The organism is Staphylococcus chromogenes (assembly GCF_029024625.1).
In the GTDB taxonomy this organism is placed as follows: domain Bacteria; phylum Bacillota; class Bacilli; order Staphylococcales; family Staphylococcaceae; genus Staphylococcus; species Staphylococcus chromogenes.
Map to the genome: position 1 here is coordinate 1757004 of NZ_CP118953.1, position 17294 is coordinate 1774297.

Annotated in this window: 11 protein-coding genes; 3 read left to right on the forward strand and 8 right to left on the reverse strand. The window is 37.1% G+C overall.

From position 1 onward, the window contains the following. Positions 1-75 precede the first annotated feature (75 nt). Complete coding sequence (fabF, locus tag PYW36_RS08560; protein ID WP_037572213.1) at positions 76-1320, reverse strand: beta-ketoacyl-ACP synthase II; 1245 nt, start codon at positions 1318-1320, stop codon at positions 76-78. A gap of 16 nt (positions 1321-1336) precedes the next feature. After that, the gene (locus PYW36_RS08565; RefSeq protein ID WP_037572215.1) at positions 1337-2278 is read right to left on the reverse strand and encodes a beta-ketoacyl-ACP synthase III; all 942 of its coding nucleotides are present in this window, start codon (positions 2276-2278) and stop codon (positions 1337-1339) included. Positions 2279-2428: 150 nt separating this feature from the next. Here PYW36_RS08565 and PYW36_RS08570 point away from each other — a divergent pair, with 150 nt between their 5' ends. Then, positions 2429-2629 (forward strand): DUF2929 family protein, encoded by a 201-nt coding sequence (locus tag PYW36_RS08570; RefSeq protein WP_037572217.1) that lies wholly within the window; start codon positions 2429-2431, stop codon positions 2627-2629. 134 nt (positions 2630-2763) lie between these two features. Here the strand turns inward: PYW36_RS08570 and clpB are convergent, their stop codons facing one another. Together clpB and PYW36_RS08580 are read right to left on the reverse strand one after the other, a co-directional pair. Next, complete coding sequence (gene clpB / locus PYW36_RS08575; RefSeq protein WP_037572219.1) at positions 2764-5373, reverse strand: ATP-dependent chaperone ClpB; 2610 nt, start codon at positions 5371-5373, stop codon at positions 2764-2766. Between the two features lie 225 nt (positions 5374-5598). Further along, positions 5599-5907, reverse strand: a complete 309-nt coding sequence (locus tag PYW36_RS08580) for a metal-sulfur cluster assembly factor (RefSeq protein WP_037572221.1) — start codon at positions 5905-5907, stop codon at positions 5599-5601. A gap of 112 nt (positions 5908-6019) precedes the next feature. Between PYW36_RS08580 and PYW36_RS08585 the strand changes: the two genes are divergently transcribed. Both PYW36_RS08585 and PYW36_RS08590 read left to right on the forward strand, forming a co-directional pair. Then, positions 6020-6856 carry a Cof-type HAD-IIB family hydrolase gene (locus tag PYW36_RS08585; protein WP_037572223.1) on the forward strand — a complete coding sequence of 279 codons (837 nt, stop codon included), beginning with the start codon at positions 6020-6022 and terminating at the stop codon, positions 6854-6856. 2 nt (positions 6857-6858) lie between these two features. Beyond that, a complete protein-coding gene (locus tag PYW36_RS08590) occupies positions 6859-8181 on the forward strand; it encodes a CoA-disulfide reductase (protein WP_103159386.1) in 1323 nt (440 codons plus the stop codon). 146 nt (positions 8182-8327) lie between these two features. Here PYW36_RS08590 and PYW36_RS08595 read toward each other — a convergent pair whose 3' ends face one another. The 4 genes from PYW36_RS08595 to addB form a co-directional block, all read right to left on the reverse strand. Further along, entirely contained in the window at positions 8328-8717 is a 390-nt protein-coding gene (locus PYW36_RS08595; protein WP_037572226.1) for a YisL family protein, read from the reverse strand. A gap of 252 nt (positions 8718-8969) precedes the next feature. After that, on the reverse strand, positions 8970-9872 hold the full coding sequence (locus tag PYW36_RS08600; RefSeq protein WP_037572227.1) for a fumarylacetoacetate hydrolase family protein: 903 nt from the start codon (positions 9870-9872) through the stop codon (positions 8970-8972). A gap of 78 nt (positions 9873-9950) precedes the next feature. Beyond that, complete coding sequence (gene addA, locus PYW36_RS08605) at positions 9951-13589, reverse strand: helicase-exonuclease AddAB subunit AddA (RefSeq protein WP_103159385.1); 3639 nt, start codon at positions 13587-13589, stop codon at positions 9951-9953. Next, entirely contained in the window at positions 13576-17037 is a 3462-nt protein-coding gene (gene addB / locus PYW36_RS08610; protein WP_103159384.1) for a helicase-exonuclease AddAB subunit AddB, read from the reverse strand. The genes addA and addB overlap by 14 nt, the downstream gene beginning before the upstream one ends. Between the last annotated feature and the right edge of the window lie 257 nt (positions 17038-17294).

The window sequence follows — 17294 nt, forward strand, 5'->3', positions numbered from 1 at the left end:
TAATTAATCAATAACATACAAAAAGGCTTGCTATAGAAATATTCACCTATTCTATAGCAAGTCTTGAGATTTTATTTATTGGTTATATTTTTTAAAGACTAATACCGCATTATGTCCACCGAAACCTAAACTATTACTCATCGCATAATTAATTTCGCAATCTACAGCTTTATTTGGTGTAATGTCTAAATCAATTTCAGGGTCATTGTTATCCGCATGAATTGTTGGCGCAATTTTACTGTCTCTTATTGACAACACAGAGAAAATCGCTTCTACGCCACCTGTTGCGCCTAATAAGTGTCCTGTCATTGATTTTGTAGAACTGATTTTAAGTGATTTTGCCGCTTCACCAAATGTTTTTTTGATGGCTCTAATTTCAAATAAGTCACCGACAGGCGTACTTGTGCCATGCGCATTTAAGTATTGAATGTCACTTGGTTGAATGCCTGCATCATTCATTGCTGCTTCCATTGCACGTGAGCCGCCTTCACCATCTGGACCTGGGGCAGTAATATGATGCGCATCACCTGTTGATCCATAGCCTACAATTTCAGCGTAAATATTTGCGCCACGGGCCTGTGCCGATTCTAAAGATTCAAGTACTAAAATCCCTGCACCTTCACCCATAATAAAACCATCACGGCCTTCTTGGAATGGGCGACATGCTGTTTCAATATCATCATTTGTGGATAATGCACGACTCGCACTAAATCCAGCGATGGCCATATGTGTAATCGGTGCCTCTGTGCCTCCAGCAATCATCGCATCCGCATCGCCACGTTCAATAAATTTGAACGCTTCACCAATGGAATTTGTTGCAGTCGCACAAGCTGTCACTGTTGAACCATTTGGACCTTTCGCGCCTAAATCGATAGAGACTTGTCCAGTCGCCATATCTGGAATTAACATAGGTACAAAGAACGGACTTACACGACGGGGTCCTCTTTCTTTAAGCAAGTCGTGGGCTTCTTCAAATGTTTCCATACCCCCGATACCTGAGCCAATCCATACACCAACGCGGTTGGCATTCGTTTCATCTATCACTAATCCAGAATCTTTCACTGCTTGTCGTGCAGCGACTACAGCATATTGTGTAAAACGTGACATTTTACGCGCTTCTTTTTTAGGGATATGTGCTTCAATATCGAAGTCTTTGAGTTCCCCGCCAATGTGCACATTATAAGGTGTTGTGTCAATGCGCGTAATTTTATCGATTCCGTTAACACCTTTTAAAGCGTTATCCCACATCGTAGGTACATCATTTCCAATTGGAGATAATGCCCCTAAACCTGTAACTACGACACGTTGTTTTTTAGTCATTCATGTTCCTCCTCTATTATTTACCCCATCGAATCACAAGTGATCCCCATGTCAATCCGCCTCCAAAGCCAACTAACACGAGTACATCATCGTCTTGAATTCGACCAGCTTCTAACTCTTCAGATATACTTAACGGTATGGATGCCGCTGATGTATTGCCATATTTATCTACCGACACACTCATTTTTTCCTTCGGGATATCTAATCTTTGTCTTGCAGATTCCATGATACGAATATTCGCTTGATGCGGTACGAATAAATCGATGTCTTCTGGCTGTAAATGCGCTTTTTCGACTACGCGTAAAGACGAATCTCCCATAATGCGTACCGCAAATTTAAATACTTCACGTCCATTCATTCGGATAAAATCGGTCTCTTGATCTTGATATAAGTATTTACCTCCGATTCCGTCAGAACCTAACTCATAACTTAGAATACCACGGTTGCCCGATACTTCGCCAATAATAGCCGCTCCAGCGCCATCGCCGAATAAAATTGCCGTTGAGCGATCCTCTAAATCTGTAATTCCAGATAATTTGTCTGCGCCTACAACGAGTACATTTTTATAGTCCCCAGATAAAACAAAAGATCTCGCAGTCACAAGGCCGTACATAAAACCTGTACATGCCGCAAGTTGATCGACAGATGCCACTTTACTAAGACCTAATCGGTGTTGTAACTTGTTTGCGACAGTCGGAAAACGATGGTCTCCTGTGGATGTCGCTACGATTACCATGTCAATGTCTTCTTTATCAATGCCTGCGTCTTCAATCGCACGGACACTGGCTTCATATGCTAAATCTGATGTATGTTCATCCTCTTTAGCCCATCTACGTTCTTTAATCCCTGTCATTTGGGAAATCCATTCATCTGATGTATCAAGGTATGATTCAAAAAACGCATTATCCACCACACGTTCAGGTGCGTATGCGCCAAATCCTTTAATACCTACATTCATGGTTTGAACACCTTCTTCATTTATTTTTAATACCAGGTAATAATTTACCATAAGGTTAACAAAAATGACAAGTCATATACTGTGACGACTATACAAAATGATATAAGACAATTATAATAGAAATATCAGAAAAATTGGAGGCATATCGCAATGAAATACTTTTTCACATTTTTTTGGGCGGTACTCTTATTAGAGATGGTCAATTTCGTGCTTAACAGCTTAAATGGAGGCGGCGCGATTAGTTTTATCGCTCCAATCGTTTTAGCTGCAATCATGGTAGGCGTTGTGGTATTAATTGATATCGCAATGAAGCCTGATACGAACCATCCTGTTAATGACCATCACAACTAAATTTCGAAATCACATGATTATCTTAATGTCTACTGTTGACAATACATATTGTTGACAGTTTTTTTGCGTAAAAATAGCGAACTAGGAGGTAACTCCTAATTCGCTATTACACTATAAAACAATTTTTATGATATTTATGCTTCATTTGGTTTTTCGACTTTAAATTCGATTTCACCTTCATGAACATCTCCGAAAACTTTTGTGCCTTCTGGAAGATTTTCTTTAATCATCATACGTGCTAAAGGTGTTTCAACATGACGTTGAACAAAACGTTTTAATGGACGTGCGCCAAATTGTGGCTCGTAAGCTGTTTCACCCATCCATTTTTTCGCTTCATCTGTCAATTCTAAAGTAATGCGTTGATCTGTTAATCTCATATTTAAGTTTCTTAGTACTTTATCGACAATCAATTGCATATCTTCAACAGATAATGGTTTGAACAAGACAATGTCGTCCATACGGTTTAAAATTTCCGGTTTGAAGTAAGCATGTAAACTATCCATTACTGCTTTTTCAGTGTCTTCAGTAATTTCACCGGTATCTTTAACACGATCAAGTAAAATCTGTGAACCTATATTACTTGTCATAATAATAATTGTATTTTTAAAGTCCACACTTCTACCTTTTGAATCTGTTAAACGACCATCATCTAAAATTTGAAGCAAGACGTTAAATACGTCAGAATGGGCTTTTTCAATCTCATCTAACAAAATAACTGAATAAGGATTACGACGTACGGCTTCTGTTAATTGTCCGCCTTCATCATGACCGACATAACCTGGAGGAGCCCCGATTAATCGTGAAACAGCGTGTTTTTCCATATATTCACTCATATCGATGCGAATCATATGACGTTCTGAATCAAATAAAGTGGATGCTAATGATTTTGCTAATTCTGTTTTACCTACCCCAGTTGGACCTAAGAATAAAAATGATCCAATAGGTCGATCTGGGTCTTTAATACCTGCGCGTGCACGCACAACAGCATCAGCGACTAAGTCAACCGCGCGTTCTTGACCTACCACACGCTCATGTAAGATATCAGAGAGGTTTAACAATTTTTCACGTTCTGTTTCGACAAGTTTTGAGACTGGAATTCCTGTCCATTGGCTCACAATTTCTCCAATTTCTTCATCCGTAACGACCTCTCTAATAATACGATCGCTATCAGTTCCTTGTGATTCTTGGAAAGAGGCTTCGAGTTCTTTTAATTCTTTTTCAAGTTGCGGTATTTTACCGTGTTGTAATTCTGCTGCTTTCTCCAAGTCATAGTTGTTTTCTGCATCTTCTAATGCTTTCCGACTTTCATCTAGTTCTGTTCGTTTTTCTTGAACTTTAGCAATTTTTTCTTTTTCTTTTTCTACACGAGATTGTAATTGGGCTTGCACTTCTTTTTCTTCTGCAAGTTCTTCTTGCAATTCTTTTAAACGCATTTGACTCGCTTCATCTGATTCTTTTTTAAGCGCATTTTCCTCAATTTCTAATTGCATTACTCTACGATTCACTTGGTCTAGTTCTGTTGGATTAGAACCCATTTCCGTGCGTATCGTAGCTGAAGCTTGATCGACAAGGTCAATCGCTTTGTCTGGTAAGAAACGGTCTGTAATATAACGATTTGAAAGTTCAGCAGCTGCAACTAATGCACGGTCTTGGATACGTACACCATGGTGAACTTCATAACGTTCTTTTAAACCTCGTAAGATTGAAATTGTATCTTCAATATTCGGCTCTTTAACGTTCACTTTTTGGAAACGGCGTTCTAAGGCTGAATCTTTCTCAATATATTCACGATACTCATTTAACGTTGTCGCACCAATACAGTGGAGTTCGCCACGCGCAAGCATAGGTTTTAACATATTTCCTGCGTCCATTGCACCATCTGTTTTACCTGCGCCAACTAACATATGGATTTCATCAATAAATAACAGAATACGTCCTTCAGACTCTTTAACTTCTTTTAATACTGCTTTTAAACGTTCCTCAAATTCACCACGATATTTTGCACCTGCAACTAACGCACTCAAATCAAGTTCAAATACTGTTTTATCGAGGAGTGAATCAGGTACATCTCGTTTAACAATACGTTGAGCCAGACCTTCCACTATGGCCGTTTTACCGACCCCAGGTTCACCGATAAGTACTGGATTATTTTTGGTTTTTCGACTTAAAATTCGAATGGTATTTCTAATTTCTTCATCACGGCCGATAACAGGGTCCATATTCCCTTTACGCACTTCTTCGACTAAATCACGACCGTATTTAGCTAATGCCTCATAATTTACTTCAGGATTTTGTGTTGTCACATGATTCCCTCCTCGCACTTTTTTTATAATTTCAATAATGACTTCTTTTTTATGGTTCACAGCTTGTTGTGTGGTTTCATCTATTTCCATTGCCGCTCTTAAAACGTGCTCCATCGAAATATAACTATCTTCATATTCACCCATAAACTGTTCAGCTTTATTAAATAATTCATTTGTTTTCGTGCCTAAATATTGTCCATATTGCACGTTATCCCCTTTTACAGTCGCATAACGTGATAACTTATCCGTATAAGCTTTGTCTAAGGCTTCTGTGTCAATATTTGCACGCTCTAAAATACTTTGATATAAACTTTCAGGTTGTTCTAAAACAGCTTTTAGAACCGCTTCTATTTCTACATTGGTTAAGTGATATTCTTTTGCATATTCAATGGCTTTTTGAAGCGCATTTTGAATAGAATGTGTCATTTGATTAATATCCAAAATGTCTCACTCCTTTATTTAACATAGGTCATTTGACTTTGACTTTCTTTGACCTTAATTATATTATACTCACTCGCGTTAATGAATGCAACCTATAAGTTTGACTTTTTTTGACTATTATTCATTTTTTCCGCATATAACAATAACCGTTCATTTCAAATTCAAACATCACACGGTATAAAAAGAACTCCCTTTGCAATTAAAGGAAGTTCTTTTCATTCAATATTAGCTAACGCCTAATGCTATTTTGGCATAACGTGACATCATATCTTTATTCCATGGTGGATTCCATACGATGTTCACTTCTGTGTCTTTAATTTCTGGCAATTCGCCTAACGCTGTTTTGACTTGATCAACAATCTGTGGCCCAAGTGGACAACCGATAGAAGTTAAAGTCATCTCAACAGTACAAAGGCCATCATCATCTAAATCCACTTTATATACAAGGCCTAAGTTTACGATATCAATCCCTAATTCGGGGTCAATAACATTTTCCAAAGCGCCTAATATGCTATCTTTTAAAGCCTCTTCCATGAGATTCACCTCTTCTAATTAATAACTACTCTCAATATATCAAAATTCAGACACGAGAACAATAAAATGCTATGATAAGTTTACATTGAAACTCGTGCATAAGGAGACATTTATGAAACAACATTTGATTTGCCTCGATCTCGATGGCACTTTATTAAACGATGCAAAAGAAATTACCCCCTATACGTTCAAAGTCTTAAAAACATTACAGGCAAAAGGCCATGCCATCATGATTTCTACTGGTCGGCCATTTCGAGCGAGTCAACGCTATTATCATGAACTTGAAATGGATACACCTATTGTGAATTTTAATGGCGCATACGTACACCATCCTAAAGATCCACAATTTCCCATGCAACATGCGCGTTTAGATGAAGGGATTGCATCAAGTATTATTGAAACTTTGAAAGAAATGGAAGTACAAAATATTATCGCTGAAGTCAAAGACTGCGTGTATTTAGATCGCTATGATGAAAACCTTTTTGAAGGCTTTAGCATGGGTGATGCTCACATTGAAGTTGGCGATTTAAGAACATTACTTCATGAAAATCCGACAAGTCTTCTCATTGAAGCGAAGGAACATCAGATTCCTCGTATTAAACAAACATTAACACGGTTTTATGCTGAAAATATCGAACATCGCCGTTGGGGTGCCCCATTTCCTGTTATCGAAATCGTTAAACGAGGCATTAGTAAAGCAGTAGGTATTGATATAGTCAAAGATTATTTAAACATTGAACGTCAACATATTATTGCTTTTGGTGATGAAGACAACGATATTGAGATGATAAAATACGCAAAACACGGTGTCGCAATGGAGAATGCCATTCCTGAACTCAAACACATCGCTAAAGAGACAACCGCTTCAAATAACGAAGACGGCATCGGTCTCTACTTGAATGATTTTTTTCAACTTAACTTATCTTATAAGGACATCAAGGAGGATTAAAAATGACACAAAAAGTAATTGTTGTAGGTGCTGTTGCAGGTGGCGCAACGGCTGCGAGTCAATTGCGCCGATTAGATGCCTCTGCTCAAATTAACGTTTATGAAAAGGACCGAGATATGAGCTTTGCAAATTGTGGGTTACCTTACTACTTAGGTCATGTGATTAAGTCACGTGACGATATGTTACCGATTACTCCAAATGATTTTAAAGAAAAGAAAAATATTGATGTTTATTTAAAACATGAAGTCATTGCTGTTAACAGTGCTAAAAACACGGTACAAGTTAAAAACCATCAAACTGGGGATATTTTTACAGATCACTATGATACCCTCATTTTAAGTCCAGGTGCACGTGCTCATCGATTAAATTTCGACGTCCCCCATTTATTCACGTTACGTAATATGGAAGATACGGATGCGATTGAAAATTATATCAATGATCATCGTGTCGAACGTGTACTCATTGTAGGTGGCGGTTATGTCAGTTTAGAAGTATTGGAAAATATGTATGAAAGAGGATTAAAACCGACGTTAATCCATCGTTCTGAAGCAATTAATAAACATATGGATCAAGATATGAATCAAGTTATTTTTGATTCATTGAAAGAAAGAGAGATTCCTTACCGATTAAATGAAGAAATAAAGGCAATAAAGGGCAACACGGTCTCGTTCACTTCTGATCTCCAAGAAGACTACGATTTGATTATTACAGGCATTGGTGTAAAACCGAATTCAGAGTTCTTAAAGGACTCAGGCATACATCTTGATGACAAAGGTTATATTCCAGTAAATGCACGTTTTCAAACAAATGTGCCTAACGTGTACGCCTTAGGTGATATCGCGACGAGTCATTACCGTCATGTTGATTTACCTGCACATGTCCCATTAGCTTGGGGTGCCCATCGAGGCGCAAGTATTATTGCCGAACAACTTGCCGGTAATTCCAATATTACTTTCAAAGGGTTTCTCGGTGCAAATATCGTTAAGTTTTTCGATTATACTTTAACAAGTTCTGGAATTGCGCCTCATGAGTTAAAACATTTTGATTATGAGGTGGTCAACGTCAACCAAACGGCGCATGCTGGCTATTACCCTAATAATAGTACGCTTCATTTGAGAGCTTATTATGAAAAGACAAGTCGAAAATTATTGCGTGCCGTTGCTGTAGGAAAACAAGGTGCAGATAAACGAATTGATGTGCTCACTATGGCGATGATGCACGGGGCAACAATAGATGATCTTACTGAATTTGAAGTGGCTTACGCGCCGCCATATAGCCATCCTAAAGATGCGATTAATATGTTAGGCTACAGAGCAAGACCTTAAACTTAGTTGTTATTGAAAGACGAAACATGTAACGCGCTTTACGATGAGATTACACTTCTCATTGAATGTAAAAAGAACGCATTGGGAAATAGTAACCCAACGCGTTCTTTTTTATGGCATTTTTTAAAGCCATTTCTCATGAGTAATTAATGAAATAACTGCGTCAATGGACCCCAAGGTAAAATAATACCAAGAATAATCGTAATCAACGCAACAACCCACGTTGCAATAAATAATCCACGACTTGAGGCTTTACGTTTTTTACGTGCAATTGTCACTTCCATTAAGCCTACAATCGCAATACCTAAAATCATCTTTAATGTTAATAACATATGATTGGCACCAGAACTTGTGAAAGCATTCGCAACGAGCCAAAAACCTGTAATTAATACTAAAAGCATGAATAAACGTGTCGCCATATGTAATGGTTTGAATAATGGTGTTGGACCTTGTTTGCTGGAAAAATTTTCATATACCGCAAAAAATAAAATGAGTAAAATAATCCAACTAATAATGTGAAGATTAATTAAGACCACTATGACCCCTCCTTTTATACATAACTTTATTAATTGTACCACATTTCATGTATTCATTCATTTAAATAACCGTTCTTATAGACCTTCAAACAAAGAGAAAAAATTCTTTCATATTGTTCAACATTAGACAATAAATCAACGAGGGGTAACACTAACAATAACAATCCCTTTTTCTCAAAAATAATCACGAAAAAACTGCCTACAAAGACAACTTTGTAGACAGTTCATCCCAAGTAAAGACTGAGCTTTTACTTATTTTTCGATATAGTTCGTTAATGTTCCAATATTATCCACAGTGACTTTTACTTCATCACCCGGTTGTAAGTATTGAGGTGGGTTCATTCCCGCACCTACGCCTGCAGGTGTTCCCGTTGCAATAATATCACCTGGATGTAACGCAACATATTTTGAAATTTCTTCAATGAGTTCATCAATTTTTAAAATCATTTGTGATGTATTTCCATCTTGACGAATTTCATTATTCACTTTAGTCACGATATTCACGTTTTCTGGTGTTGGCATTTCATCTTTCGTCACGATATAAGGTCCCATAGGGCATGCGCCTGTTAAACTTTTTGATAAAAATGCCTGATCGTGTGCTTTTTGAGCCGTACGGTCAGTAATGTCATTGATGATGGTATATCCATAGACATAGTCTAACGCCAAACCTTTAGGAATTTTTTCTCCTGATTTTCCGATAACTACACCAAGTTCACCTTCATAATCTAATGTGTCTGTAATATCTTTATGGTTTGGAATTGTTGCTTCATCTCCTGTTAAAGATGAAGCCGCTTTTGTGAACACATATAAACGATTGACTTCGTGATTCAATTCTTCAGCATGTGCTTTATAGTTGCGACCAAAAGCAATTACATTGTTCGTTGGGGTAACAGGAGGTAAAAATTCAATATCAGTAAATTTTACTTTATAGTCATCACCACGACCACTATCCTCTGCGGCAACCACCGCTTTACGCACCTGTTCTTGGAATTCTATCGTTTGATTCTGTTGTAATCCTTGTAGTAACGTTTTTGGATGAAAATCACCCTCCGCAAAGTCAGCAAATACTTTTGTTAAATCCCATGCGGCTTCCTCACGTTTTACTTTTACGCCAAATGACGTTTCACCATTGTGTTTGAATGATAAAAATTTCATTCATAATCAGCTCCTAACGTATATCTTACACACATTATAACGAAAATTTCAGATAAATCACACATTTACCCTTTTAATTTAATCAATTACTAAGGCACCAAACTTAAAGAAATACAAATATCCTGAAACATGTTGACCTGTAATCGTCTCTAAAGCTTTTTTATAATACTGCATTTGAATGCGGTATTTTTCTTTCAATTGTGCTCCAATTTCATCATCTGTCATTCCTCGACGTTTCACAAAGGCATCCGTTTTATAATCCACAAAATGATACGTCCCTTCTTCAACATAAACTACGTCAATCATCCCTTGAATGATAGCTGCATCATTATCATGCGTCTCACTTTCTAAATCATGTTGATTCACAATAAAGGGGAGTTCTCGATAAATCTCATCACTTTCTGCAATTCGTTGATATAAATCACTGTTAATGAATCGCATTACATCATCTCGTTGAATATCATTTATGGCACCTTCACTAATGATGGCCCGTTGTACGAGAGTGTCAATATAGGCGTTAAGTTCTTCTTCTGTTAAGCCCTCTTTACGAAATGGCAAATGTTGCATCACTGTATGCATTAAAGTTCCTATTTCCGCTGCAGTTCGTTTTTGTTCTTCAAGAAACTGAGGGCGATTGTATGTGGCCACGCCTAAGCGGTATTGACGCACCCGATCATAATTGGTATCTGCCTGTTCCGTTTCAAGTTGGCGTTTTAACTCAGAGACCGATTGTTTAGAAGCATCGTGTTGCGCACTTTGATATGGATATTCAAATAAAAGTCGCGCTTCAATTTCACGGGTAGTTGCGCGATCACGCCCTCCTTTATTGATTTGTTGTTCGAGTCCTTCCATTGTGAGACGATGGGCTTCTTCTGTTTCAGTCGGTAGAATATCTTTGGCTTCAATATGTTTGATTTCAATTGCCGGTTGCAATGAAGCATCTTGTTGAGAAGGAGCTTTAAAGCGCAACGCATCAATGAGTGACTGGTTGTCAAATTTACTAAACACACTATAAATCAGTTCAAATGGATTTTTAGCATTGAATCTTGTGAGCGCTGTAAGTTTATCTTGCGCAATGGGCGCTTGTGTCAGTTTTTCTAAACGCTCTTCTTTTTTCTCACGACCAATAAGATACAGTTGTTCTTTCGCACGTGTTAAGGCCACATAAATTAATCTCATTTCCTCGGAAATAATTTCTTTTCGATTGGTTAACTCGATACTCATCGAAATCAATGATGGATAAAATATTCCTTTTTCTTCGTCGTAATATTGAAGTCCTAACCCCTCGTGTTGATTTAATATGACAGGTTGATTTAAGTCCATCATGTTGAAATCACGGGTTAGACCTGAATAAATGACGAATGGGAATTCTAATCCTTTACTGCTATGAATTGTCATCATTCTTACGACATTGTCATTCGGCCCAATCATATTTTCTTCTCCGAAATCTTTTCCTCTTTCTATCATTTGATCTATAAATCGAATAAATTGGAAAAGCCCTCTAAAACTTGATGACTCAAAATCAACGGCTTTGTTAAACAATCCATGTAAATTGGCACGTCGCCCTTGTCCGCCGACAAGACCGCTAAAATATTGGATTAAATAATGGTCATTAAAAATCTTATCTATCAATTGATACACAGGATGACTCTGACTGTATTTGCGGTAAGCCTCTATATCATTAAGAAATAATTTGAGCTTATCTATCAGTTCAGGTTGTGCTTGTTCAGATTTCATATAATGCTGAATGGATTGGTAATAATAATCATCATTAGGTGAAATAATTCTAATTTGAGCAAGTTCATCTTCAGTAAACTGATAAATCACTGAACGCATCAATCCGACTAAATAAATGTCTTGAAGTGGATTATCTATAACTCTTAAAAACGATAGCATAAGTCTTATTTCTGTCTGTTCAAAATAGCCTTGTTTACTATTTACATAAAAAGGAATATCCCTATCTTTAAACACTCGTTGTAAATGACGGGCGTTACTATAGCTTCTTTCCAAAATGACAATATCTTTATACGTCGCTGGGCGATATTGTTTTGTTTTGATGTCATACACTTTTTGTGTTTCAAGAATCGATTCAACTTGTGCTGCAATCAAATGCGCCTCTTGTTCAGATCCTGTTAAATCACTGTCTTGCTCCTCTAATAGCACATTGAAATATAACGGGATGTCGACCGCATCAAACGGGGCCCCATAATACAATCTTGCCGCTGCATCGTACTCGATTTCTCCTACTTCTGAATCCATCATATGATGAAATAGGTAGTTGGTACTGTTTAATACTTCTTTACGCGAACGAAAGTTTTGTGATAAATCGATTCTCCAACCACTTGATTGATCAGGTTGATTGAATGCTTGATACTTTTCAATGAATAAACTTGGATCAGCTTGTCTGAACTTATAAATCGATTGTTTTACATCGCCCACCATAAAAAGATTTCCATTTGAGGCATCTCCACGCTTAATGCTCGCAATTATCTTTTCTTGCACGCGATTCGTATCTTGATATTCATCTACAAGAATTTCTTCAAAACGTTGGCGATACATCTCAGCCACTTCTGAAGGGTGACCCTTTTCATCATATAAAATTCGAAGTGCAAAATGCTCATAATCTGTGAAATCTAAAATATTACGTTCTCTTTTCGCTTTACTAAATGCCTGAATGACGTTTTTTGTCATTTGTGCAAGATAATTAACTCTCGGTGCCAAATGTGTCAATTCAGACATTAATTCCTCATCATCACGTGCGGCGAACTCTTCTTTTACTTTCGTCAATAGCGTTTTAAATTGATCATAGTATGCTTTGAATGTTTCATACATTTCATTTAAACTTTCGTCTTTTCCGATGTCCCGAGGTTTTGTGGGTAAACGTCCAAAGTCATAGTCTTTCAGTTGCATTTTATCAATTTGACTCTCACTTAAAAGGCCACGCAATGCTTGACGATGAGCATCTACAAATGGCACATGTTTTTCTAAATCTCCGATAAGTTCCAATTGATTATAGGCTTGTTCAAGTGCATCTTGTGCCGCTTCTACATAAAGTTTGATATAACGATTTAAATTAGAGAGATAATGTTGTCGAAGATGCGTCTCTATATAGGGTGCATCTAGTGCATCAAGCCACTCTTGAGGGTTTGGGTTAGCCACACTAAAGTAATACAAACTTTTGATAATTTGACGTAAGCGTTCATCGTTGCGATCTGAACCAATTTGTTCTGTTAATGCAATAAAATGTGAATTTAATTGACTATAATGTGTTTCGAAAACATCATCAATCACCGATTCTAATAACAATACATTTTCAACTTCACTTGCCGTCCGAAAGTTAGGGTCAATTTCTAATACATCGTAATGTTGTTGAATTAACTTTAAACAAAAACTGTGTAAAGTAGAAATTTGTGCTTGATGAATTTTTGCACTTTGATTTTTAATATGTTGGTTGGACGGGTCTTCTATAATGGCTTGTTGAATTCTTGCTTCAATACGATGTTTCATTTCTCTAGCGCTTAAATTGGTAAAGGTCACAACGAGCAGACGGTCCACATCAATGCCATCTGTTAAAATGCGTTGAATGATGCGTTCTACAAGTACAGCCGTTTTCCCTGAACCTGCAGCAGCAGCCACTAGAACATCTTGCCCTTTCGCATAGATACTCTCCCATTGGGCATCTGTCCATTGCACCTCTTGTGGTTTAGTTGGAATCATCGTCTTCCTCCTCTCTCAAACATTTTAAAGGATCAATCTTTTCATCCACCGTGCGATATTTTGGCGCATCAATCAAACTGTCTACATGACAAACAGATTGATAATTACAAAAACGACAAGGGAGCGTTTCTTTATATTTAAGTGGGGCAACTTCGGTATGTCCATCCATAATGTTTGTCGCAATCTTTTCAAAATTTCGTTGGTTATGTTGCATTAAACGGTAAAGCGTCTTTTCATCTGCCACTTTACTAGAACTGTAAAATTCGCCATTTTTCTTTAATCGAACCGGAACAATATCTGAGCTAAACCCACCTGTTAAACGCTTATCATAAGCTTCTAATACATCTGGGTCACTATTCAGCAATCCACTCAATTGATATGATTTCAAGAAAGCCTGTGCTAAGTTTTCTACGTTTAAATTAGACCAAGTTCGTTTCTCATCTTTAAATTTATGCACATACATATAAAGAAATCCACCCGGTTTGACTTCATTTGATAAACCGAGTCTGTCTTTATTCTGTAGTGCAATATCCATATACGTCATCATTTGCATTTGTAATCCATAATACACCTTTACTAAATCTAATGATGCACTTGTGGTAGAAGATTTATAGTCTACGATATTGACAAAGCTCTTATCATGAGTTTCAAAAGTATCAATACGGTCAATTTGTCCTCTAATATTAATCGGTATGCCCTGTTTCGTTTGTAGGGGTTGTGCCACAAGTTCATTCTCATTACGTGGACGCTTTCTAAACGATTTTTCAAATGCGATAGGATGAAATTGAGAATATTCACTTTGATGTTTCATCGCAAATAAAGTGGCTTGCACAATGGCGCCAATACGTTGTGACAAATATTGATAATAAGACGTTGAATTCAATAAATTGTATTGAACCTCAGGTAAATAATGTGCTAGCGCCTCTTCTGTTAATTGCTGAATTTGAGTCGCTGTCAATTGGTTGAAACGGCCTTCTACTTTTTCAGCAATGTAACGTAAGACGTCGTGAAAAATCGTCCCTAAATCAAAACTTTGCAGTTGGTATTTTGTACGTTCGTTTAAACGTAGCCCATGAGAAGCATAATGTTTAAATGGGCAAGTTTGATAACCTTCAAAACGTGAGACACTCGCATTAATCGTTGTTCCATATAATGCTTTTGTCATTTGTTGATCGAGCTGAGTAGTGTCATTCGTATAAGTGAGTGCCGTTTTAAGATGATTCAAACCTTTTGACAATGCCGTATACTCTGCCATCACATAATAGACGTCATACCAAATATCCGAAATCAATTCACCTTCTAAAGCGGATTTTAAAGCTTCGAACAAATGAACTTTTGTTTGATGCGGATGGGAAACGAGAGACAACGTATGACGTTCATGTTCTCTTTTTGTTGCTGTCACTTGTAATTTCGAAAATAGGCCCATCGTCTGTATTAAAAATGGACTTATTTCTCTTTCATTACCATTCGTTCCCATTAAACTGTAACTCCACGTTACTTTTTCAGTCGCACGTGTCATGGCATAATAGCAAACGAACGCTTCGTCCATTTGTAATATGTCCGCAGTAGGACTGAGTTGCATCTCGGTAACACTTTCGAACTGTTTCTTTTCTTCATCGGACATTAAATTTTGACTTGAGGACGCTTGAGGCATGACACCATCATTCATACCTATCATATATACATGCTTTTTATTATCTACCTTTGCAAGATCCATCGTTCCTATCGTGACTTGATCTAACGTTTGAGGAATCATTGAAAATTCAAGCTCATTTAACCCGACATCTAATAGTTCAAGAAATCTTTTTAAAGACATCGATTGCTCTTGAAAAACAGTGACTACATCATCTAAAACACGACTAAATCCATTCCAAATTTGATCGATTTCTTCTGCTTCTGTATGTTTTCCAGCCTCATCTAATAAATCACGTTCCGTCATCAGTTGCTGTGGCAGTTCAAAATCTTCCATGACTTCATAAAAAGCTGTTGCATAATCTAACACGTGTTGACCTTTATTTAATCTTTCTTCAAACGTTAATAACTTATGAAAAACATCATTTTTTAAAGTCACGACACGTTCGAATAATGTTTTTACATCTTCATTAATTTTTTTTCGTTTAATCCCCATTTTTTCAAATTGCTCAAGCGTAAAATATTTTGGATCTATCCAACGCTTTCCGTAAATGCCTCGCTCGATAGCAAAGTTTTCCAAAATATCAATACGATGCATACTATCTGTATATTGCTTCGTTAAAACATTTGTTTTTAACAGACGCATCAATGGTTCAAATTGCCAACCTGTTTGCATCACTTCAATGAGGGCGCGCAACATCTCCATCACAGGATGGTGCGTCATAGATTTTTTAACATCAATATTATACGGAATATCAAACTGTGGCAAAATCGCATCTAATAAATACGTATAGCTCGGGTCTCGATACAAAATGGCAATATCTTTAAAGCGATATTGATGCTCGCGTACATCTTTTAAAATTTGTCGCGCAATTTCATTGACTTCATCACGCGTTGTTGGGGATTCAAGGATTTCTATAGACTCGATATCATTGTGATAACGCTCTGGCAACAATGCGTCAAATTGTTGTTCAAGGTGTCTCATGTCCTGACGTTGGAATCGATATTGTGTTGTAAATGAGACAGATTGTAGCGGTACCCCTACTCGCTTGGCAATGTCTTCGATATGTAGAAGGGCTTCGGACGGTTTTCGAAACATGCTAAACTCATCTTTATCACCATTTGTCGTCAATAAGACGGTCACGGACTTTGCTTGTTGAACTAATGCCTCAATCACCAAATATTCTTGCGTCGAAAAGTTATGAAAGCCATCAATGTAGATATCGGCTTTAGAGAGCCATTTTGATTGAGGAATCAATGAAATAAAACGATTCATTAAAGCTTCGGACGTTATATACTCATCTGATAAGCGCTCCATAAGTTGCTCGTAGATTAATCCTATGTCCGATAATTTATCACGCGTACGACGTTCAAATCGCTCATTTTGCGCTGCTTCTAACACCATTTCAGAAGTAATCGCATATTTTTCAAAATCTTGAATTTGTTCTCTAATTTTTGCACTAAACCCTAAATATTCAGTTTGCGCATGATACAACTTAAGATGTTGACGTTGTTCTTGTAAAATATCATAAAGCATCATTTCTATAGCACTTGTGGATAAACGTTTTTCGGTCACACCACCTAATTCTTGAAATACGCGATGACTTAATCTTTCAAAGTGTAGCACTTCTGCCCGTAAACTTCCACGTAACGCTTCATCATTGACGAAGGCTTGCTCATACATGTAGGTCCCTTGCATAGGCGTAATCAAGACAATAGGATCCCCAATGGGTTGCGTTTGAAGTTTCTTTTTAATTTCATCTAACATTGCCGTGCTTTTTCCAGTACCTGCACGACCTAGAAATGTTCGAAACATTTCTTCACCCCTTTAACTCTCGTTCATTTTATATTTATTATAGCATTCTCCTATCGTTTACTCGATACGTTTCATACAATCCTTAGATGCATAAATTTCATACAAAATGCCCTTCTTTTCACGTGAATTCATATAGAAATAGGAACATCTATGCCGCTTTACTTAGAGATAAAATCGTAAACTTCTAACAATATGAAAAAGCCATCAAAATTTACCTCTTGATAAATTTTGATGGCTATTAAAATATCTATTAAATA

What these genes read in the sequence shown, in the direction of transcription:
- fabF (WP_037572213.1), bottom strand. Translation starts at nt 1,320, where the DNA reads ATGACTAAAAAACAACGTGTCGTAGTTACAGGTTTAGGGGCATTATCT.
- PYW36_RS08565 (WP_037572215.1), bottom strand. Translation starts at nt 2,278, where the DNA reads ATGAATGTAGGTATTAAAGGATTTGGCGCATACGCACCTGAACGTGTG.
- PYW36_RS08570 (WP_037572217.1), top strand. Translation starts at nt 2,429, where the DNA reads ATGAAATACTTTTTCACATTTTTTTGGGCGGTACTCTTATTAGAGATG.
- PYW36_RS08580 (WP_037572221.1), bottom strand. Translation starts at nt 5,907, where the DNA reads ATGGAAGAGGCTTTAAAAGATAGCATATTAGGCGCTTTGGAAAATGTT.
- PYW36_RS08585 (WP_037572223.1), top strand. Translation starts at nt 6,020, where the DNA reads ATGAAACAACATTTGATTTGCCTCGATCTCGATGGCACTTTATTAAAC.
- PYW36_RS08590 (WP_103159386.1), top strand. Translation starts at nt 6,859, where the DNA reads ATGACACAAAAAGTAATTGTTGTAGGTGCTGTTGCAGGTGGCGCAACG.
- PYW36_RS08600 (WP_037572227.1), bottom strand. Translation starts at nt 9,872, where the DNA reads ATGAAATTTTTATCATTCAAACACAATGGTGAAACGTCATTTGGCGTA.
- addA (WP_103159385.1), bottom strand. Translation starts at nt 13,589, where the DNA reads ATGATTCCAACTAAACCACAAGAGGTGCAATGGACAGATGCCCAATGG.
- addB (WP_103159384.1), bottom strand. Translation starts at nt 17,037, where the DNA reads ATGTTTCGAACATTTCTAGGTCGTGCAGGTACTGGAAAAAGCACGGCA.